The organism is Kitasatospora sp. MAP5-34 (genome assembly GCF_029894335.1).
In the GTDB taxonomy this organism is placed as follows: domain Bacteria; phylum Actinomycetota; class Actinomycetes; order Streptomycetales; family Streptomycetaceae; genus Kitasatospora.
Window position 1 is genome coordinate 58,689 of the sequence record NZ_JARXZC010000032.1, and the last position, 19,975, is coordinate 78,663.

Annotated in this window: 15 protein-coding genes; 9 read left to right on the top strand and 6 right to left on the bottom strand. The window is 71.0% G+C overall.

What is annotated here, in order from left to right:
* The first annotated feature begins 95 nt into the window (after positions 1-95).
* From P3T29_RS23775 to P3T29_RS23785, 3 genes are all read left to right on the top strand, one after another.
* Positions 96-2,129 (top strand): thioredoxin domain-containing protein, encoded by a 2,034-nt coding sequence (locus P3T29_RS23775; protein ID WP_280718628.1) that lies wholly within the window; start codon positions 96-98, stop codon positions 2,127-2,129.
* Positions 2,130-2,175: 46 nt separating this feature from the next.
* Positions 2,176-3,063 carry a GNAT family N-acetyltransferase gene (locus tag P3T29_RS23780; RefSeq protein ID WP_280718629.1) on the top strand — a complete coding sequence of 296 codons (888 nt, stop codon included), beginning with the start codon at positions 2,176-2,178 and terminating at the stop codon, positions 3,061-3,063.
* Positions 3,064-3,186: 123 nt separating this feature from the next.
* The gene (locus P3T29_RS23785) at positions 3,187-3,369 is read left to right on the top strand and encodes a hypothetical protein (protein WP_280718630.1); all 183 of its coding nucleotides are present in this window, start codon (positions 3,187-3,189) and stop codon (positions 3,367-3,369) included.
* Positions 3,370-4,071: 702 nt separating this feature from the next.
* On the opposite strand, the gene P3T29_RS23790 is transcribed toward P3T29_RS23785, so the two are convergent.
* Positions 4,072-4,830, bottom strand: a complete 759-nt coding sequence (locus tag P3T29_RS23790; RefSeq protein ID WP_280718631.1) for a hemolysin III family protein — start codon at positions 4,828-4,830, stop codon at positions 4,072-4,074.
* Between the two features lie 277 nt (positions 4,831-5,107).
* On the opposite strand from P3T29_RS23790, the gene P3T29_RS23795 reads away from it, so the two are divergent.
* Positions 5,108-6,934 (top strand): phosphoenolpyruvate carboxykinase (GTP), encoded by a 1,827-nt coding sequence (locus tag P3T29_RS23795; RefSeq protein ID WP_280718632.1) that lies wholly within the window; start codon positions 5,108-5,110, stop codon positions 6,932-6,934.
* Positions 6,935-7,029: 95 nt separating this feature from the next.
* Here P3T29_RS23795 and P3T29_RS23800 read toward each other — a convergent pair whose 3' ends face one another.
* Positions 7,030-8,244: a pyridoxal phosphate-dependent aminotransferase gene (locus P3T29_RS23800; RefSeq protein ID WP_280718633.1), complete on the bottom strand. Its 1,215-nt coding sequence runs from the start codon at positions 8,242-8,244 to the stop codon at positions 7,030-7,032.
* 109 nt (positions 8,245-8,353) lie between these two features.
* Entirely contained in the window at positions 8,354-10,591 is a 2,238-nt protein-coding gene (locus P3T29_RS23805) for a serine/threonine-protein kinase (protein ID WP_280718635.1), read from the bottom strand.
* Positions 10,592-10,695: 104 nt separating this feature from the next.
* On the opposite strand from P3T29_RS23805, the gene P3T29_RS23810 reads away from it, so the two are divergent.
* Positions 10,696-11,436 carry an A24 family peptidase gene (locus P3T29_RS23810; RefSeq protein ID WP_280718637.1) on the top strand — a complete coding sequence of 247 codons (741 nt, stop codon included), beginning with the start codon at positions 10,696-10,698 and terminating at the stop codon, positions 11,434-11,436.
* 97 nt (positions 11,437-11,533) lie between these two features.
* On the opposite strand, the gene P3T29_RS23815 is transcribed toward P3T29_RS23810, so the two are convergent.
* On the bottom strand, positions 11,534-13,156 hold the full coding sequence (locus P3T29_RS23815; RefSeq protein WP_280718638.1) for a glycosyl hydrolase family 18 protein: 1,623 nt from the start codon (positions 13,154-13,156) through the stop codon (positions 11,534-11,536).
* A 330-nt stretch (positions 13,157-13,486) separates the two neighbouring features.
* On the opposite strand from P3T29_RS23815, the gene P3T29_RS23820 reads away from it, so the two are divergent.
* From P3T29_RS23820 to P3T29_RS23835, 4 genes are all read left to right on the top strand, one after another.
* A complete protein-coding gene (locus tag P3T29_RS23820; RefSeq protein ID WP_280718639.1) occupies positions 13,487-14,281 on the top strand; it encodes an isoprenyl transferase in 795 nt (264 codons plus the stop codon).
* A gap of 225 nt (positions 14,282-14,506) precedes the next feature.
* Complete coding sequence (locus tag P3T29_RS23825) at positions 14,507-15,841, top strand: PhoH family protein (protein WP_280718640.1); 1,335 nt, start codon at positions 14,507-14,509, stop codon at positions 15,839-15,841.
* A 476-nt stretch (positions 15,842-16,317) separates the two neighbouring features.
* Complete coding sequence (locus P3T29_RS23830; RefSeq protein WP_280718641.1) at positions 16,318-17,037, top strand: transglycosylase SLT domain-containing protein; 720 nt, start codon at positions 16,318-16,320, stop codon at positions 17,035-17,037.
* Positions 17,038-17,459: 422 nt separating this feature from the next.
* Positions 17,460-18,824: an AI-2E family transporter gene (locus P3T29_RS23835; protein ID WP_280718642.1), complete on the top strand. Its 1,365-nt coding sequence runs from the start codon at positions 17,460-17,462 to the stop codon at positions 18,822-18,824.
* Between the two features lie 62 nt (positions 18,825-18,886).
* Here P3T29_RS23835 and P3T29_RS23840 read toward each other — a convergent pair whose 3' ends face one another.
* The gene (locus tag P3T29_RS23840) at positions 18,887-19,417 is read right to left on the bottom strand and encodes an alkyl hydroperoxide reductase (protein WP_280718643.1); all 531 of its coding nucleotides are present in this window, start codon (positions 19,415-19,417) and stop codon (positions 18,887-18,889) included.
* A 3-nt stretch (positions 19,418-19,420) separates the two neighbouring features.
* Positions 19,421-19,972 (bottom strand): peroxiredoxin, encoded by a 552-nt coding sequence (locus P3T29_RS23845; RefSeq protein ID WP_280718655.1) that lies wholly within the window; start codon positions 19,970-19,972, stop codon positions 19,421-19,423.
* Positions 19,973-19,975 lie beyond the last annotated feature (3 nt).

The window sequence follows — 19,975 nt, forward strand, 5'->3', positions numbered from 1 at the left end:
TGCGGCGGGACCGCACGGATCGACCGGCTGGCACCGACCCCACCAGTCCGTTCCGGTTTCGAGGTTTCCACGGCCGGTGCTGCGATACTGCCCACATGGTGAACCGCCTGGCCGATGCCACCTCCCCGTACCTGTTGCAGCACGCCGAGAACCCCGTGGACTGGTGGCCCTGGGGGCCCGAGGCTTTTGCCGAGGCCGAGCGCCGGGGAGTGCCGGTGCTGCTGAGTGTGGGGTACGCCGCCTGCCACTGGTGTCATGTGATGGCCCATGAGTCCTTCGAGGACGAGGCCCTCGCCGCGTACGCCAACGAGCACTTCGTGGCCGTCAAGGTGGACCGCGAGGAACGGCCGGACGTCGACGCCGTGTACATGGAGGCGGTGCAGGCCGCCACCGGGCAGGGCGGGTGGCCGATGACGGTCTTCCTGACCCCTGACAAGGACCCGTTCTACTTCGGCACCTATTTCCCGCCCGAGCCCCGGCACGGGATGCCCGGGTTCCGGCAGGTGCTGGAGGGTGTCAACGCGGCCTGGCGGGAGCGGCCGGACGAGGTCGGCGAGGTCGCGGCCCGGATCCGGGCCGATCTGGCCGAGCGTGCCTCGGTGTACGGCGCGGGCGCTCAGCATCCGCCGGCCGAGGCCGACCTCGGGCAGGCGCTGGCCGGGCTCGGCCGCAGCTTCGACGACAAGCGTGGCGGGTTCGGCGGTGCGCCCAAGTTCCCGCCGTCCATGACGGTCGAGTTCCTGCTCAGGCACCACGCCCGCACCGGAAACGAGGCCGCGCTGCTGATGGCCGAGCGGACCTGTGAGGCGATGGCCCGGGGCGGTATCTACGACCAGCTCGGCGGCGGCTTCGCCCGCTACTCGGTGGACGCCGACTGGGTGGTGCCGCACTTCGAGAAGATGTTGTACGACAACGCTCTGCTGCTCCGGGTCTACCTGCACCTGTGGCGGGCCACCGGCGGCGAGCAGGCCCGGCGGATCGCGCTGGAGACCGCCGACTTCCTGCTGCGTGAACTCCGCACGCCAGAGGGCGGGTTCGCCTCCGCGCGGGACGCGGACAGCCTCGACCCGGCCACCGGGAAGTCCACCGAGGGCGCCTACTACGCCTGGACGCCCGAGCAGCTGACCGAGGTCCTGGGCGCGGCGGACGGCGCGCTCGCCGTCCAACTCTTCGATGTCACCGGCACGTTCGAGCGCGGCAGCTCCGTGCTCCAGCTGCCCGCCGACCCGGCCGATCCGGCGGCGTACGCGCGCATCCGGGCCCGGCTGCTCGCCGCCCGCGCCGAGCGGCCCGCCCCGGCCCGGGACGACAAGGTGGTCGCCGCCTGGAACGGCCTGGCCATCGCCGCCCTCGCCGAGACCGGCGCGCTGCTGGACCGCCCGGACCTGCTGGACGCGGCGGTCCGCGCGGCGGACCTGCTGCTCGCCGTCCATCTCACCCCCGAGGGCAGGCTGCTGCGCACCTCGCGTGACGGCCGGGCCGGTACCAATGCCGGGGTCCTGGAGGACTACGCCGACACCGCCGAGGGCTTCCTCGCCCTGTACGCCGTCACGGGCGACAGCGAGTGGCTCGGACTGGCGGGCGGACTGCTCGACACGGTATTGGTGCATTTCGTTGACGATTCGTCAGGCGCCTTGTATGACACCGCAGATGACGCCGAACAGCTGATCCGCCGACCACAGGACCCGACCGACAACGCGACGCCCTCCGGCTGGACGGCCGCCGCCAACGCCCTGCTCACGTACGCCGCCTACACCGGATCGGCCCTGCACCGCACCGCCGCCGAACGCGCCCTCGGGATCGTCGGAGCGCTTGCCGCGCGGGCTGCGCGCTTCGTCGGCTGGGGCCTGGCCGCCGCCGAGGCACTCGCCGACGGCCCGCGCGAGGTGGCGGTGGTCGGCCCCGCTGCCGACCCGGCCACCGCCGAACTGCACCGCATCGCCCTGCTCGCCACCGCCCCCGGCGCGGTCGTCGCGCTCGGCGAGCCCGGTGCGACGGACGTTCCGCTGCTCGCCGATCGCCCGCTACTGGACGGCCGCCCCGCCGCGTACGTCTGCCGCCACTTCACCTGCGACGCCCCGACGGCGGACCGGGCGGTGCTGGCGGCGAGCCTGGGCGTCCGGAGCTGACGGAAATCCGGGTGCGCCGGGCGCCGGTGGTCGGACACGATGTGGCATGGCCTGGACTCTGAGCACCTCCCTGGACGAATTCCACGCTGCGGCGGGCGACTTCCTCGCGGCTCACCCCGCCGAGAACACCGTGCTGCTCACCATCGTGGACCGGCTCGGCCGGGTCGGCCCGCACGCCTTCGGGTCGGGCACGCCCCGCTTCGGCTGGTGGCAGCAAGCGCCGGAGGGCCTGGTCGAGGGTGCGTTCCTGCAGACGCCGCCGTTCGGGCCGGCGCTCGGCCGGATGTCGGCGGTCGCCGCCGCTCACCTGGCCTCCGAGCTGCTCGCGGACGGCGCGCCGGTGACCGGGGTCCGGGGTGGCAAGGTGCCCGTCGAGGCTTTCGGATGGGTCTGGGGGAACAGATCCGGGACCAGGCCGACCGTCCGCGCCAACGAACGGATGTACCGGCTCGGCGAATTGGCCGCGCCGGACCCGGCCCCCGCCGGCCGGGCCCGCCCGGTCACCGAGGCCGACCGGGCGCTGATGATCTCCTGGTACGACGCCTTCATGGCCGACATCAATGTCGCCGTCCACACGGAGCACGGATCCGTGGTCGACCAGCGGACCGCCGACGGTTCGCTGTATCTCTGGGAGGACGGCCTCTGGGAGGACGGCCTCTGGGAGGACGGCGCCGGGCGGCCGGTGTCCTTCGCCGGAGTCAGCCCGGTGATCGCCGGCATGTCCCGGATCGGCCCGGTCTACACGCCACCCGAGCTGCGCGGCCGGGGCTACGCGAGCGCGCTGGTCGCGGCAGTCTCGGCCCACGCCCTCGCGCAGGGCGCGCGCGAGGTGCTGCTCTACACCGACCTGGCCAACCCGACCAGTAACTCGATCTACCAGAAGCTCGGTTACCAGCCGGTCCAGGACTGCCTGACCCTGGACCTGACCGGCTGAGAGCAGGAGGCCCGATCCCTCGTCGGCGGACTCTTCTACCGGAACTATTCGCAGTGCTCCGGCCTTCAGGCCGGGGGTGAAGCGAATCCTGCGCCCGGCGGCCCTGCGCTCCGTGAGCCGCAGTTGAACGCCTGGTACGTGCTGCGCGGCGGCCGGGTGCTGCCGCTGGACGACGAGGCGCGCCGCTCGGTCGGTGCGGGCGGGGTGAGCCTGGCCGCGTACCAGAAGCTGGTGCACCAGCGGTACGGCGACAAGCTGCCGGCTCGGCGTACGACAAGGCGGGTCTGGGCGGCGGCTTCGAGCTGAACGCGGCACCGGCCGGACCCTCCGACAGCGCGTTGCCGCTGCTCACGGGGGCGGCCGCGCTGGGCGTCACCGCGCTGGCGGGGGCGGGCCTGGCCGTCCGCCGCCGCGCCCGGGGCTGACCTCGGCGCCCGCGTGTTCGGCGGCCCGGTGGTCCACGGACCACCGGGCCGCTGCCCTTCTCCCCCAAGGGTCGTGCGTCCGCGCAGTTCCCGTGTGATCGCTGGTGCCGAGAATTGATGGAGCGTTGATCCGGCGTTCGCCCACCCGGGCTGGTGCCCGTGGCACGCTCAGCTGAGAGGATGTCTCACTCGGCTGTGCGGTCGTGAGGGGGTAGCGATGACGGACGGTGGACTCCACCGCGTCCAGGTCGGGACGGCGGTGGCGGGGGTGTCGGCCGCGCTGGCCGTGGTCGCGGCCTATCTGGTCGGCGGGTCCAGGCTGGTCTGGGCGGTGGCGGCGGTGGAGGTGCTGCTGGTGATGGCACACGTCGCGCGCCGGTTCCGCGCCAAGGCCCGGGTCAGGTCGGCCGCCGAGGGCCCGGCGGCGGCGCACTGCGAGCGTTGCCGCCGGGCCAGGGAACAGCTGGAAGCGCGGGCCGCCTCAGCAGGATCGGGTTCGGCAGGTTCGGACTCAGCAGGTTCGGGCTCGCGTTCGGCCGGCGCGGGTCCAGCGGCATCGGGTTTGGCCGGATCGGGGCCGGGCTCAGCGGGTCGCGCTGTAGGCAATCAGTGAGACGCCGACGTACTGCACGATGAACGCCCCCAGGGTGAAGGCGTGGAAGACCTCGTGGAAGCCGAACCAGCGCGGTGACGGGTTCGGCCGCTTCAGGCCGTAGACCACGCCGCCCGCGCTGTAGAGCAGTCCGCCGATGACCATCAGCGTGATCACGGCGACGCCGCCGGTCCGCAGGAAGTCCGGTAGGAAGAAGACGGCGGCCCAGCCCAGCGCGAGGTAGCAGGGTGTGTAGAGCCAGCGCGGGGCACCGACCCAGAAGACCCGGAAGGCGATGCCCGCGAGCGCGCCGCCCCAGACCAGCCAGAGCAGGACGTCCCGCTTGCCGCCGTCCAGCAGCAGGATGGTGAACGGGGTGTAGGACCCCGCGATGATCAGGAAGATGTTCGCGTGGTCGAGCCGGCGCAGCACCGCGTCGCCGCGCGGTCCCCAGTCGAAGCGGTGGTAGACCGCGCTCACGCCGAACAGCAGCCAGGCGCTGACCGAGTAGATGGCGCAGGCGATTCTGGCCGAGGTCGAGTCGGCCAGGCAGATCAGCACGATCCCCGCCGCGACGGAGGCCGGGAACATGCCCGCGTGCAGCCAGCCGCGCCACTTCGGTTTGACGAACGTGTCGAGGGCATCGGAGACGGCCAGCGCCTTCGGGACGGCAGGTGCGTCCGAGGCGGCAGGGGCATCCGAGACGACGAGGGCCGGGGCTCCGGCGGCCTTGCTCTGGTCCGCAGTCATGACGGACATGCTACCTACGGAACCGTAGGTTACTGCGAAGTAGGAAGTGGGCCTCGTCACTTTTAGACGTTCTGGAGTATTCGGGTCGGTTTCTTGAAGGGTTGAACAGGGACCGGAGCGCCTTGTTACTCGCTGGTAATTCGACAGTAAGGTGCAAAAGTGGTGCCAAAACCGCCAAGGTGCCGTGTTCCGACCCGTATGGCGGAGCTACGCTGCAAGCACCCTCAACCCCCCGCGTCGCCGTCTCATAGCCGAGACGGCGTGAAACGGAGCGATCGTGTCGTACGAGAACTCTGCTCTCAGCGCATCCGCGCCCACCCGCCACAAGCGTCTGCTGGCCTGGGTGAGCGAGATCGCGGAGCTGACCCAGCCGGACCGCATCGAGTGGTGTGACGGCTCGGACGAGGAGTACCAGCGCCTCGCCGACCTGCTCGTCGCCCAGGGCACCTTCACCAAGCTGAACGAGGAGAAGCGCCCGAACTCCTACTACGCCGCCTCGGACCCCACGGACGTGGCGCGCGTCGAGGACCGTACCTACATCTGCTCCGAGCAGGAGAAGGACGCGGGCCCCACCAACAACTGGAAGGCCCCCGCCGAGATGCGGGAGCTGTTCAGCGGCGCGAACGGCCTGTTCAAGGGCGCCATGAAGGGCCGCACGATGTACGTCGTGCCGTTCTCGATGGGCCCGGTCGGCTCCCCGCTGGCCGCGTACGGCGTCGAGATCACCGACTCCGCGTACGTCGCCGTCTCGATGCGCGTGATGACCCGGATGGGCCAGGCGGTCATCGACCAGCTCGGCGAGGACGGCGAGTTCGTCAAGGCCGTGCACACCGTCGGCGCCCCGCTGACCGAGGGCCAGGCGGACGTGCCGTGGCCGTGCAACACCACCAAGTACATCTCGCACTTCCCGGAGACCCGCGAGATCTGGTCCTTCGGCTCCGGCTACGGCGGCAACGCCCTGCTCGGCAAGAAGTGCTACGCGCTGCGGATCGCCTCCACGATGGCCCGTGACGAGGGCTGGCTGGCCGAGCACATGCTCGTCCTCAAGCTCACCCCGCCGTCCGGCGAGGTCAAGTACGTCACCGCGGCCTTCCCGTCCGCGTGCGGCAAGACCAACCTCGCGATGCTCCAGCCCACCATCCCGGGCTGGAAGGTCGAGACGATCGGCGACGACATCGCCTGGATGCGCTTCGGCGCCGACGGCCGGCTCTACGCCATCAACCCGGAGGCCGGCTTCTTCGGCGTAGCCCCGGGCACCGGCGTGGACACCAATGCCAACGCCATCGAGACGCTGCACAGCAACACCGTCTTCACCAACGTCGCGCTGACCGACGACGGTGACGTCTGGTGGGAGGGCCTCACCGAGGAGCCCCCGGCGCACCTGACCGACTGGCGCGGCAACGACTGGACGCCGGAGAGCGGCACCCCCGCCGCCCACCCGAACGCCCGGTTCGCCGTCCCCGCCGCGCAGTGCCCGACCATCGCGCCCGAGTGGGAGGACCCGGCGGGTGTGCCGATCTCGGCCATCCTGTTCGGCGGCCGCCGCGCCACCGCCGTCCCGCTGGTCACCGAGTCCTTCGACTGGCAGCACGGCGTCTTCCTGGGCTCGAACATCGCCTCGGAGAAGACCGCCGCCGCCGAGGGCACCGTCGGCGAGCTGCGCCGCGACCCGTTCGCGATGCTGCCGTTCTGCGGCTACAACATGGGCGACTACTTCGGCCACTGGCTGAAGCTGGGCGCGCAGGCCGACGCGACCAAGCTCCCGAAGATCTACTACGTGAACTGGTTCCGCAAGAACAGCGCGGGCAAGTTCGTGTGGCCGGGCTACGGCGAGAACAGCCGCGTCCTGAAGTGGATCGTGGACCGCCTGGAGGGCACCGCGGCCGGCGTCGACACGCCGATCGGCGTGCTGCCCGAGCAGTCCTCGCTCGACCTGGACGGCCTCGGCCTCTCGCAGGACGACCTCGACCTGCTGCTCACCGTGGACGCCGGCATCTGGCGCCAGGAGGCGGCCCTGGTGCCGGCGCACCTGGAGCTCTTCGGCGAGCACACCCCCACCGAGCTGTGGGACGAGTACCGCGCGCTCGTCAAGCGGCTCGGCTAGTCCGTAACCGCTGACGGCCGGAGCCCCGGCCGGACGACCTCTCCCCGACCGGGAGGAGCCGTCCGGACCGGGGCTCCGGCCGTTACGCGGTTGCCCTACGGCTGGACGTAGCCGCTGAGGAAATCACCGATACGGGTGACCGCGTCGGTGATCTCCTCCGGGCGCGGGAGGGTGACCAGCCGGAAGTGGTCGGGCTCGGTCCAGTTGAAACCGGTGCCCTGGACGATCAGGATGCGCTGCGCCCGGAGCAGGTCGAGGACCATCCGGGCGTCGTCCTTGATCTTGTACACCTGCGGGTCGAGCCTCGGGAAGGCGTAGAGCGCGCCCATCGGCTTCACGCAGCTCACGCCCGGGATCTCGTTCAGCAGCTGGTACGCCGCGTTGCGGGACGCCAGCAGCCGCCCGCCCGGCAGCACCAGGTCCTTGATCGACTGCCGCCCGCCGAGCGCCGCCGCCACCGCGTGCTGCGCGGGCATGTTGGCGCAGAGCCGCATCGAGGCCAGCACGGTCAGGCCCTCGATGTAGCTGCGGGCCCGGTGCCGGTCGCCGGAGAGCACCATCCAGCCCGAGCGGAAGCCGGCCACCCGGTAGGACTTGGACAGGCCGTTGAAGGTGACGCAGAAGAGGTCGGGGGCCAGCGTCGCGAGCGGGATGTGCACCGCGTCGTCGTAGAGGATCTTGTCGTAGATCTCGTCCGCGTAGACCACCAGCTTGTTGCGGCGGGCGATCTCGACGATGCCTTCGAGGATCTCGCGCGGGTAGACCGCGCCGGTGGGGTTGTTGGGGTTGATCACCACGATGGCGCGGGTCCGGTCGGTGACCTTGGCCTCGATGTCCGCGAGGTCCGGGTACCACTCGGACTGCTCGTCGCAGCGGTAGTGCACCGCCGTGCCGCCGGCCAGGCTGACCGAGGCCGTCCAGAGCGGGTAGTCCGGCGCCGGGACGAGCACCTCGTCGCCGTCGTCCAGCAGCGCCGTCATGGCGAGCTGGATCAGCTCGGAGACCCCGTTGCCGAGGAAGACGTCCTCCACCGTGAGCCCGGGCACGCCGCGCTCCTCGTAGTGCATGACCACCGCGCGGCGCGCGGAGAGCAGGCCCTTGGAGTCCCCGTAACCGTGCGCGGTGGAGAGGTTCCGCAGGATGTCCTGCAGGATCTCCGGGGGCGCCTCGAACCCGAACACGGCGGGGTTGCCGGTGTTCAGCTTGAGGATGCGATGCCCCTGGTCCTCCAGACGCATCGCCTCGTCGAGCACCGGGCCACGGATGTCGTAACAGACATTGGCGAGCTTGCTGGACTGGATCACCTGCATGTCACGACACTTTACGGCGCGCCGACCCTGATCTCCTCGTGCGATCGGACACACGTCGTCAGGTGAGGAGCGGCATCGGGTCAGGAGCGGTGTCAGGCCGGCGGGCCCGTCAGCTCTGCAGTCCGTAGGTGATCGTGCCCAGCCGGGCGAAGGCCAGGTTGCCGTCGGTGCTCAGGTACCAGTCGTTGTAGGTTCCGGGGTTGGAATCGTCCTGGAATGTCCATTTCAGGACGCCCGAGCGGGCGTCGATCGCGTGCACCCCCATGCCGTAGTCGCCGGGGACGAAGAGGGTGCTGCCGACCAGTACGGGTGCGCTGGTCAGGCTCGGCTGCTTGGGCAGCGGGCAGGACCAGATCGGTCTGCCGGTCGCCGCCTCGAAGGCGCCGATGGCCTCCTTGCCGTCGGAGGTGTAGATCACGTCGTTCGAGGCGAGGACGGGGGTGAAGCGGCCGACGGTGGACTTGATCCGCCACTGCTGCTTGCCGTCGGCCAGCCCGACGGCCTGCAGGTCGGAGTCCTCGATCATGCAGTAGAGCCGCTTGTCGTCGCACCAGATCGGCCACGGGTCCAGGTTGCCGGTGTCGGTCTGCCAGAGCTGGTGGCCGTCCTTGGTGTCCCGGGCGACGATGCCGGACTTGCCGGAGCTGTGCAGCAGCGTCGAGCCGGTGACCCGGCCGGTGGCGATGCTGGCCGCGTCGTCCTGGTCGGGCTGGGCCCAGGCCTTGATGAGCATGGTGTCGCGGAGCGCCAGCACCATCTGGTCGCCGCCGGTCTGGTACTCCGGGGTGACCAGCACCTTGAGATAGACCGCGTTGTCGTCCACCGCCAGGATCTTGGTCACGTTGATGACCTTGTGGTCGGAGCCCCATGCGACGAGCGAGCCGAACCCCTCGCGGCCTGTCGCCGGGTCGATCGAGGTCACCCCCCGGGAGAGGATGAGCAACTGGCCGGCGCCGACCGTGGCGTCCGAGGGGAACAGGTCCGGCCTCGACCAGCGGACGGCGCCGGAGGCGGCGTCGAGCGAGGTGAGTCCCCGGCCGGTCAGGTAGGTCGAGTTGCCCAGGACGAGCGCCGGGTGCTGGGCCTGGGTCGAGTCGGTCGAGGGGTACGACCAGACCGGCTTCGGCGCGCTGACGACCTTCTTCACGGCGGGGCCCGGCGTGGGCTTCGGCTTGGGACGGGTCAGCGCCCAGGCGGTGCCGCCGGCGGCGGCCAGCGCGGCCACGCCGCCGCCTGCGGCGAGCAGCGCCCGCCGGGAGACCTTCGACTTCGACGGGGTGGCGGCGTTCGGCGGCCAGGCACGGCCCAACTGCATCGTGCCGGGGGCGGGTTGGGCCTGGTAGGGATTGCCGGGGAAGGGTGGTGCCTGGTACGGGGACGGTGGCGCCTGGTACGGCTGGTGGTTGACGCCGGTCGGCGTGTACGCGGGCTGCGGGGCGCTGGTGCCTCGGCTCGGGGTCTCCAGGTCCATCACCGAGGAGGCGTGCCGGGCCAGCGCGGAGGCGACGGGCGCGGGCAGCCAGTCCTCGCCCGAGACCGGGGCGCCCGGGGGCAGCAGCATGGCGGCGAGCTGCGTCGGGTCCGGGCGGCGGGCCGGGTCCTTGGTCAGGCAGGCCGCGATCACGGACTGGAGGCCGGACGGGAGTTGGGACAGCTCGGGCTGGTCGTGCACCACCCGGTAGAGCTGCGCGGCCGCGCCGGAGGCGCTGTCGAACGGGCCGTGCCCGGTCGCCGCGTACACCAGCACCGAGCCCAGCGAGAAGACGTCGCCGGCCGGGCCCATCGCCAGCCCCGACGCCTGCTCGGGTGCCATGAAGCCGGGCGAGCCGACCACCACCCCGGTCGAGGTGAGGTTGTCCCCGTCCATCGCGCGGGCGATGCCGAAGTCGATGACGCGCGGGCCGTCGGCGGCCAGCAGCACGTTCGAGGGCTTGAGGTCGCGGTGCACCAACCCGGCGCCGTGGATGGCCCGCAGGGCCTCCGCGAGCCGCGCGCCGATGATCCGGCACGAGTGCTCGGGCAGCGGGCCGTGCTGCTGCACGGCGTCGGTCAGTGAGGGGCCGAGTACGTACGCGGTGGCCAGCCAGGGGGTCGGCGACTCGGGGTCGGAGTCCACCACCGGGGCGGTGTACGCGCCGTCCACGGCCTGCGCGGCGGCGACCTCGCGGCGGAAGCGGGTCCGGAACTCCGGGTCCTGGGCCAGCTCCGGGCGCACCACCTTCACGGCGACGGTCCGGCCGCCCGCCGAACGCGCTAGGTACACCCGGCCCATGCCGCCCGCGCCGAGCCTGGCCACCAGCCGGTAGGGGCCGATCGACTCCGGGTCGGTGGCGTCGAGTGGCTCCATTTGCTGCATCCCCCGTGTTCGCGCGGCTGGTCAGGAGCACCGACGTGCTCGCCCGCAGATCGTACGGTCCGTAGGATCGGCGCAAACGGGCGGAGGGGGGCGTCATGATCGGTGCGGTGACCGGTGCGGTGGTGGGCCTGCTGGCTTCGCCCGTGCTGCGGGCGGTGGCCGCCCGGCATTCGGTGCCGTACGGCGAGCCGCTGCGGGTCTGCTGCCCGCGTGGGCGCTACTGGCTGCTGCCGAACGGGAGTTGCTCCGGGTGCGAGGAGCGCGGCGGACCCACGCCGGGGCTGGTCGAGCTGGCGGCGGCCGGGGTCGGTGCCGCCATCGGTTCGGTGGCCCAGTCGCCGGGGATGCAGTCACCGGTGATGCATTCGCAGGTGACGTACTGGCCGATGGTGCTGGTGCTCGCCTGGGTCGGGCTGTTCGGGGTCGTCCTGGGCTTCGTCGACGCGGCGGTGTTCCGGCTGCCGGACGCGCTCACCCTCCCGCTCGCCCTCGGCACCGCCGCGCTGCTCGTCCTGGCAGAACTCCTGACGGAGCATCAGGGGGGCGCGCTGCTGTGCTGCCTGTACGCGGGGCTCGCGTTCGGCGCGTGCTACGGCGCGCTCGCCCTGGTCGCGCCGATCGGCTTCGGGGACGCCAAACTCGCGCCCTCACTGGGCGCGGTGCTCGGCTGGTACGGCTGGAACACCGCGCTGGCCGGCTTCTTCTACGGCTTCCTGCTGGCCTCCCTCTGGGGCGCCGCCCTCCTGCTCACCGGCCGCTCGAAGCGCGGCGACTCGCTCGCCTTCGGCCCCGCCATGCTGCTCGGGGCCCTGCTCGCGGTGCTGGCGGCCTCCTGAAACCTCTGGAGACGGGCGGAGGCCCGCCCTACCTGGACGGTACGGCGGGCCTCGCGACGCGACTCCGGCGAGTCGACGGGGAGAGTACGAGGGAGAGTTACGGCATCGCGTGGACGCGGGCGCCGACGTTGGTGGAGAAGTCGTTGCCGTTGGCCGCGTCCCAGTTGGTGGACCAGGTCATCGCGCCCCGGATGGTCGGCCACTTGGCCGGCGGGACGAAGGTGCCGCAGTGGGTGCCGGTGGCCAGGCAGTCGAGCGCGTTGTCGACGACCGTCGAGGAGACGTAGCCGCTGCCCGCCGCCCTGGCCGACGCCGGGACGCCGATGCCGACCTGGTCGGGCCGCAGGCCGCCCTGGATGTGGGTGCAGACCTGGCTGGTGATGAAGTCGACGGTGCCCTGCGAGTAGACGTTGCCGTCACAGCCGTTCATCGAACCCGAGTTGTAGAACTGGGTGTTGACGACGGTCAGGATGTCCTTGGTGGCCAGCGCGAGCTGGAAGTAGCCGCCGGAGGTCTGGTACATGTCGATGGTCTGCGGGGCCATCGTCAGCACGAAGCCCGAGCCGACCTTGGCCGCCAGGGTGTGCAGTGACTGCGCCATGTACGTGGCGTTGACACCGTTCTCCAGGTCGATGTCGACGCCGTCGAAGCCGTACTGCTGGATCAGCGAGTACGCGCTGTTGGCGAAGTTGGCCGCAGCGGTGGCGTCGCCGACGGTGATCGCGCCGTTCTGCCCGCCGACGGACAGGACGACCCGCTTGCCCGCCGCGTGCTTGGCGGCGATGTCCGCCTTGAAGTCGGCGTCGGTGTAACCGCCCAGCGCGGTGGCCAGCTTCGAGTCGAGCGTGAAGGTGATGCCGCCGGGCTTGGTCGCGTCCGCGTCGGCGAAGGAGACCGCGATGATGTCGTACGCGCTCTGGACGTCCCTGAGCTTCTGGTCGGTCGCGCCGTTGTCGAAGTTCTGCCAGTAGCCGGTGACGGCGTGCGCGGGCAGGCCGGTCACGGGCGGCGTGGGGGTGCCGGTCGGGCTGGAACTCGGACTCGAACTGGGGCTGCTGCTCGGGCTGCTGCTCGGCGAGGAGCTCGGTGAGGAGCTCGGGCTGCTGCTGGGCGAAGCGGAGGACGACGGCGAGGACGAAGGGGACGACGACGGCGAGGACGACGGCGACGGGGAGCCGGAGCCGGTCGGGCCGGTCAGCGTGATGTCGTCCGCGCCGTACGTGCCCTGGCCGTACCAGCCGTGCACATAGAGGGTGACGCTGGTGGTGTTGGCCCCGGTGGTGAAGGTGCTGCCGAGCTGGTTCCAGCTGCTCTGGCTGGACCACGAGCTCGGGTCGGTGCCGCCCGTCCCGCCGGCGCCCAGGTAGACGTACGGGCCCTGCACCCAACCGCTCAGCGTGTAGCTGCTGTTCGGGAGCACGCTGACGCTCTGCTGGCACTGCGCGGTGTCCGAGCTGCTCGGGGTGGCGCTCAGGGCGTACGAGCCGGAGTGCACGGGGGAGGTGACGGCGCTCGCCGTTCCGGTGCAACTCCAACCGGAGAGGTTTCCGGTTTCGAAGCCGCCGTTGGTCACCAGGTTGCCGACGGCCGCGCTCGCGCCGCCCGCGAAGAGGGCCAGGCCGGTGCCGGCCAGGGCGAGGGCCGTGGTGCCGGCGGCGAGGACGGCGGGAACGGTCGTGCGGCGGCGTCGGTGTGACGGGGCGTGCAGGGTACGGGCCATGGGTGCGCTCCTGTGGGGGAGGAGGAGAGGAGGGGCCGTCGCGGTGGGGGCGCGGCGGCCCCCGCATGGGGGGAGGGGTCGCGGTTTCAAGCTGGACTAGACCAATAGGGGGCGTCAAGCACCCGACCGCCCGCTTACGGGATATTTAAGGAAGCGGATACCGTTCCGTATCCGAATCCGGTGTGACGGTCACCACGTGCGATCGTCCGGCTGCGTGAGGTGTTCGTGACCCTCCCGGTACCAGCGGCTTTCCTGTGCCGCGTCCTGCGGGAGTAGGCTGCGCGAGGGTATTTCGCACCCGGGGAACCGAGCACGGAGGGGCCGAACATCATGGGTCTGCGCGATGTTGTCGAGCGCACGCCGGGTCTCCGCACCCTGCTGGACAACGCTTACCGGCTGTACGGCCGCCGGGTCGAGATCCACCTGGCCGAGACGCCGCACCACATCGGCGTGATCCTCGACGGGAACCGCCGCTGGGCCAAGGCCACCGGGGGCACCACCGCCTACGGACACCAGCGTGGCGCGGACAAGATCAGCGAGTTCCTGGGCTGGTGCGACGAGACGCACGTCCAGGTGGTCACCCTCTGGATGCTCTCCACCGACAACCTCTCCCGGCCGGCCGACGAACTCGTGCCGCTGCTCGGGATCATCGAGGACACCGTCCGGGGCCTCGCCGAGACCCGCCGCTGGAAGGTCCACCCGGTCGGCGCGCTCGACCTGCTGCCCGAGCACACCGCCGGCGTCCTGAAGGAAGCCGCCCAGGCGACCGCGCACATCCAGGGCATCACGGTGAACGTCGCCGTCGGCTACGGCGGCCGGCACGAGATCGCCGACGCCGTCCGCTCGCTCCTCCAGGAGCACGCCGGCCGGGGCACCTCGATCGAGGAGCTCGCCGAGATCCTCGACGTCGAGCACATCGCCGAACACCTCTACACCAAGGGCCAGCCCGACCCCGACCTGGTCATCCGCACCTCCGGCGAGCAGCGCCTCTCGGGCTTCCTGCTCTGGCAGAGCGCCCACAGCGAGTTCTACTTCTGCGAGGCGTACTGGCCGGCCTTCCGCAAGGTCGACTTCCTCCGCGCCCTGCGCGACTACCAGCTCCGCCACCGCCGCCTCGGCCTCTGACGGCCCCGGGCTGCGGCGCCGTACCTTCCGTTTCGCGCAGTTCCCCGCGCCCCTGGTGGTTGCCCTCCGAGGGGCGCGAAGGTAAACGTTCGCTGACAATGATCTGCCGGCGGCATGCCTGACGGTTCGCCTGGGAATACCCCAGTCAGACCGGTATCCCGGCCACCGGGGTCGCGGGGACCGGTATGCCGCGGGTGACGCAGGGTCATCCGCTCTGGAGGCCTAGTGGTCAGTTCGAAGAGCCGCCGGACACCAGACCGGCGCACGTACGTTCTCGACACCAGCGTGCTCCTGGCAGACCCACTCGCCATGACGCGCTTCGAGGAGCACGAGGTCGTCCTGCCGGTGGTGGTGGTCACCGAGTTGGAGGCCAAGCGGCATCATCCGGAGCTCGGGTACTTCGCCCGGCAGGCGCTGCGCCTGCTGGACGACTACCGGGTCCGGCACGGGCGGCTCGACGAGCCGATCCCGGTGGGGGAGGTCGGCGGCAGCATCCGGGTGGAGCTCAACCACTCCGACACCTCGTTGCTGCCGGCCGGGTACCGGCTCGGCGGGGGTGAGGCGGACACCCGGATCCTGGCGGTCGCCCGCAACCTGCAGGCGGAGGGGTACGACGTCACGGTCGTCTCCAAGGACCTGCCGATGCGGATCAAGGCCAGTGCGGTCGGCCTGCTCGCGGAGGAGTACCGGGCCGAACTCGCGATCACCTCCGGCTGGACGGGTATGTCCGAACTGGACGTCGCCGGCGACCAGGTGGACGCCCTGTTCGCCGGGGGACACGACGCAGCCGTGGAGATCGACGGCGCGGCGGATCTGCCCGTCCACACCGGTCTGGTGCTCACCTCGGAGCGCGGCCGGGCGCTGGGCCGGGTGGCGGGCGACGGCCGGGTCCGGCTGGTGCGCGGGGACCGCGAGGCGTTCGGGCTGCGGGGGCGCAGTGCCGAACAGCGGGTCGCGCTGGATCTGCTGCTCGACCCCGAGGTCGGCATCGTCTCGATGGGCGGCCGGGCCGGCACCGGTAAGTCCGCGCTGGCGCTCTGTGCCGGCCTGGAGGCCGTGCTGGAGCGGCAGCAGCACCGGAAGGTGATGGTCTTCCGCCCGCTCTACGCGGTCGGCGGCCAGGAGTTGGGGTACCTGCCCGGTTCCGAGTCGGAGAAGATGAGCCCCTGGGCCCAGGCCGTCTTCGACACCCTCTCCGCCGTCACCACCCCCGACGTGATCGAGGAGGTGATCTCGCGCGGGATGCTGGAGGTGCTGCCGCTCACCCACATCCGGGGGCGTTCGCTGCACGACGCCTTCGTGATCGTGGACGAGGCGCAGTCGCTGGAGCGGAACGTGCTGCTCACCGTGCTGTCCCGGATCGGGCAGGGCTCGCGGGTGGTGCTCACCCACGACGTCGCGCAGCGTGACAACCTGAGGGTCGGTCGGTACGACGGCGTGGTGGCGGTGGTGGAGAAGCTGAAGGGGCATCCACTGTTCGCACACATCACGCTGACCCGTTCGGAGCGCTCGCCGATCGCGGCACTGGTCACCGAGATGCTGGAGGACATCCAGCTCTGACCAACTCCGGCCCGGGTCTGCTGAACCGCAGGACAAACCGGGCATAACAGGGTCAATGCCCGAGGCGGGGCGCACTGTTGGACGGTGCGCCCCGCCTTCGTCATCACATCTGACTGTCATTTGTCTGCCGAACAGGCGAACTCCCCGGTGTCCGAGAATGTGAGATGCGCCACGCAACCGGGAATTGCGTCGACACGTCCCGGTGCGGCATGGTGAGGGTTCTGTCAGGCCCCGCGTACGGCGTGACAGGGCTTCCCTCCGGAAGCCCGAGTCGCCGAAAGGTGACGGTGTGTGCGAATCGCCCGGCAACTCCGGTCGGCGGGCGGACAACTGAAGACCGATGAGCCGTACGCCGCCCGATCCAAACGTCGTCCCGACTCCCGTCGGTCCGGCGCGGGCCAGTGCCTTCCGTGACCAGCACCACATGGAGGCCAGTGTCAGGGGGCATGTTGCGCCCGTACGGTCACGCGTGGGCGATGCTGGAAGGAAACCATGTGACTCGGATCTCGGTCCGGGGAGTTGCCGTGGCCTCTGCCACCGCCGTCACCGCTGTCGGTGCCGTCGTGGGTGTGGCTTCGGGCAGCGAGGCCCCCCATGTGTCGACGGTCGACGTCGCAGGCGCAACCCTGCTCGCCGACGTGCCGACGGGTGCCAACACGCAGGTCGTCACCGACAACTTCGTCCGGCAGGCCAACGCCCAGCAGGTCTCCGCCGACGCAGCCGCCAAGAAGGCCGCCGAGGAGGCGGCCCGTCAGAAGGCGGCCGCCGACGCGCAGGCCAAGTCCGACGCGGACAAGGCTGCCAAGGCCGCTGACGACAAGCGCAAGGCTGACGAAGAGGCCGCGAACCGTGCCAAGGCGCGCTCCGCGCTGGTCGCCGACACGCCGCCGCCGGTCTCGGTCAGCCCCGGTTCGGTCCAGGCCCTGGCCGCGTCGATCGTCGGTGACAGCACTCAGTTCCAGTGCTTCAGCCAGATCGTGAAGCGTGAGAGCGGCTGGGACTACACGGCCACCAACTCGGGCTCCGGCGCGTACGGCCTGGTCCAGGCGCTGCCCGGCTCCAAGATGGCCTCGGTCGGCTCCGACTGGCGTACCAACCCCGCTACGCAGATCAAGTGGGGCCTGGGCTACATGAACGACCGCTACGGCTCGCCGTGCGGCGCGTGGTCCTTCTGGCAGGCGCACAGCTGGTACTAGGCACCACAGCTCTTTCGTACGGCGAGGCCCCCGACCCAGGTCGGGGGCCTCGCCGTCGTCGTGCCCTGCCGCTGCCGCCGCCAGGCGGGCCGCTCCACCCGGACCGCGCTGACCGGCGCGTTCGCGGGCGGGGCGGTCCTGGGTGCGGACGCGGGGCGCCGGAGAGGGTCCTGGGTGCTCCGGCACCGGCCGGTCCGCCGGCAGATGGTCCCGTGGCACCGGTCTCCTCCCCCTCGAAGTGCTGCCTGAAACCAGATGATTCCGGATGATTCGGACGGTTATGTCCACGGCATCGGTCACGGATTTCGCCCGCCAGCTGCCCGACCCACCGGAGTCGGCGCCCGCCGGGCGGGTAGCGTCATCCCGAACGGCCGTGGTGAGACCACGGCGCGGCAGCCGGACGGGAGCGGTGGGGCAGGGAGATGGCAGGGGGTGCGAAACTGCTGAAGGCGGTGTCCTGGGCCGGGGTACTGGCGTCCAGGACACAGACCGCGATGGAGAACCGGCTCAGGGCCGCCGAGACACAGGAGGCCGAGCCGGTGAGCAACGTGGCGGCCACGGCAGGAACGGTAGGCCGGGGCACGCCGGGTCCGGACCAGGTGGACGGGTTCGAGCCCGGGCCGGAGCCGAGCGGCCCCCGTCCGCTGCCGCCGCCCGGCCGCGAGTACTACCCGAGCCGTCCGGCGACGCCGGCCGAGGCCGTGCCCTGGAGCCTGCGGGTGGCCGCCGAGTCGACCTGGCGGCTGCTGCTGCTCGCGGCGGCGCTCTACCTGGTGTTCCAGGTGGTCGACATGCTGCGGCTGGTCGCCTTCGCCGGGCTGGCCGGGCTGCTGATCTCGGCGCTGCTGGAGCCGACCGTCTCGTGGCTGCGCCGGCACGGGGTGCCGCGCTCGCTGGCCGCTGCCGGAACGTTTCTGAGCGGGCTCGCGGGGATCTGTGGTGTCGGCTGGTTCGTGATCTGGCAGGTGACCACCAACATCGACTCTGTCGCCGTGAAGGTGCAGGCCGGTGTCGGCCAGCTGCGCGACTGGCTGGTCACCGGGCCGCTGCACCTCACCCACCAGCAGATCATCGACTTCGCCAAGCAGATCTCGACGGCGATCGGCACCAACACGGCGCAGATAACGTCACTGGGCTTCACCGGCGTGACGATCGCGGTCGAGGTGCTCACCGGCATGCTGCTGGCGGGCTTCACCACGTTCTTCCTGCTCTACGACGGAGCCAGGATCTGGAGCTGGCTGCTGCGCGGCCTGCCGAGGCACTCGCGCTACGCGATGGCGGGCGCCGGGCCGAAGGCCTGGGCGACGCTCACGGCGTACGTACGCGGCACGGTCTGCGTGGCCTTCATCGACGCGCTCTGCATCGGCATCGGCATCCAGCTGCTGGGCGTGTCGCTGGCCCTGCCGCTGGCCGTGATCATCTTCCTGGGCGCCTTCGTGCCGCTGGTCGGCGCGCTGGTCACCGGCACCATCGCGGTCCTGATCGCGCTGGTGACGCAGGGGCCGTTCACCGCGTTGATGGTGCTGGTCATCCTGATCGCGGTCCAGCAGATCGAGGGGCACCTGCTGCAGCCGCTGATCCTCGGCCGCGCCGTCCGGGTCCACCCGTTGGGCGTGGTCCTCGGCGTGGCGGCCGGCTCGATCGTCGGCGGGATCGGCGGCGCCATCGTGGCCGTACCGCTGATCGCGGTCACCAACACCGTGGTCACCCACCTCCGCCGCCGCAACGCCGCCGGGCAGGAGGTCTTCGAGGCCATGGAGGCCGCCCGCGAGAACGCCGCCGTCTGACCGAGCCCAAGCAAGAAGGCAGGGCACCGAGGTGCCCTGCCTTCTTGCTCGTACCTGTCGCGTTACGCCAGCAGTGCCTCGGCGTCGAGGACCGAGGCGACGCCCTGCAGCACCGCAGCGATCTTGATCGACGCCTGGATGACCTCGCGCTCGACACCGGCCTTGCGCAGGACGGCCTCGTGCGAGTCGAGGCACTGGCCGCAGCCGTTGATCGCGGAGACCGCGAAGCACCAGAGCTCGAAGTCGGCCTTCTCCACGCCCGGCGTGCCGATGATGTTCATCCGCAGACCGGCCCGCATCCCGCTGTACTCCTTGTCGGAGAGCAGGTGCAGCGTCCGGTAGTAGACGTTGTTCATCCCCATGATCGCCGCCGCGCCCTTGGCCGCGGTGTACGCCGCCGGGCTCAGGTTGGCCTTCGCCTCGGGCTCCAGCTCACGCAGCACCGAGGCGCTGCGGGTGGCCATCGCGCAGGAGAGCACGGTGCCCCAGAGCTGCTGGGCGGGGAGGTCGGAGTTGCCGATCACCGCGCTCAGGTTGAGCTTGAGGTCCTTGGCGTAGTCGGGGAGAGCCGCCTTCAGCTCGTCGAGTGCCATCGGTCAGCCGGCCAGCAGGGCCTGGGCGTCGAGGGTCTCCTCGCCCTTCGTCCAGTTGCAGGGGCACAGCTCGTCGGTCTGCAGGGCGTCGAGCACCCGCAGGACCTCCTTGGGGTTACGGCCGACGGAGCCGGCGGTCACCATGACGAACTGGATCTCGTTGTTCGGGTCCACGATGAACACCGCGCGCTGGGCGGTGCCGTCGGCGGCCTCGACGCCACAGGCGCGCATCAGGTCGTGCTTGACGTCGGCCAGCATCGGGAAGGGCAGGTCGCGGAGGTCCTTGTGGTCCTTGCGCCAGGCGTGGTGCACGAACTCGGAGTCGCCGGAGACGCCGAGGACCTGGGCGTCGCGGTCCGCGAACTCCTCGTTCAGCTTGCCGAACGCGGCGATCTCGGTCGGGCAGACGAACGTGAAGTCCATCGGCCAGAAGAAGACGATCTTCCACTTGCCCTCGTAGGACTTGTGGTTGATCTCGGCGAACGCGTTCGCGGCGTCGAGGTCGACACAGGCGTTGAGTTCGAACTCGGGGAACTTGTCACCGATCGTGAGCACGTT

Coding starts and splice junctions, on each gene's coding strand:
- P3T29_RS23805 (WP_280718635.1), bottom strand. CDS start 10,591: ATGGAGCCACTCGACGCCACCGACCCGGAGTCGATCGGCCCCTACCGG.
- P3T29_RS23820 (WP_280718639.1), top strand. CDS start 13,487: ATGGGTCTGCGCGATGTTGTCGAGCGCACGCCGGGTCTCCGCACCCTG.
- P3T29_RS23800 (WP_280718633.1), bottom strand. CDS start 8,244: ATGCAGGTGATCCAGTCCAGCAAGCTCGCCAATGTCTGTTACGACATC.
- P3T29_RS23840 (WP_280718643.1), bottom strand. CDS start 19,417: ATGGCACTCGACGAGCTGAAGGCGGCTCTCCCCGACTACGCCAAGGAC.
- P3T29_RS23835 (WP_280718642.1), top strand. CDS start 17,460: ATGGCAGGGGGTGCGAAACTGCTGAAGGCGGTGTCCTGGGCCGGGGTA.
- P3T29_RS23830 (WP_280718641.1), top strand. CDS start 16,318: ATGCTGGAAGGAAACCATGTGACTCGGATCTCGGTCCGGGGAGTTGCC.
- P3T29_RS23775 (WP_280718628.1), top strand. CDS start 96: ATGGTGAACCGCCTGGCCGATGCCACCTCCCCGTACCTGTTGCAGCAC.
- P3T29_RS23780 (WP_280718629.1), top strand. CDS start 2,176: ATGGCCTGGACTCTGAGCACCTCCCTGGACGAATTCCACGCTGCGGCG.
- P3T29_RS23790 (WP_280718631.1), bottom strand. CDS start 4,830: ATGACTGCGGACCAGAGCAAGGCCGCCGGAGCCCCGGCCCTCGTCGTC.
- P3T29_RS23810 (WP_280718637.1), top strand. CDS start 10,696: ATGATCGGTGCGGTGACCGGTGCGGTGGTGGGCCTGCTGGCTTCGCCC.
- P3T29_RS23815 (WP_280718638.1), bottom strand. CDS start 13,156: ATGGCCCGTACCCTGCACGCCCCGTCACACCGACGCCGCCGCACGACC.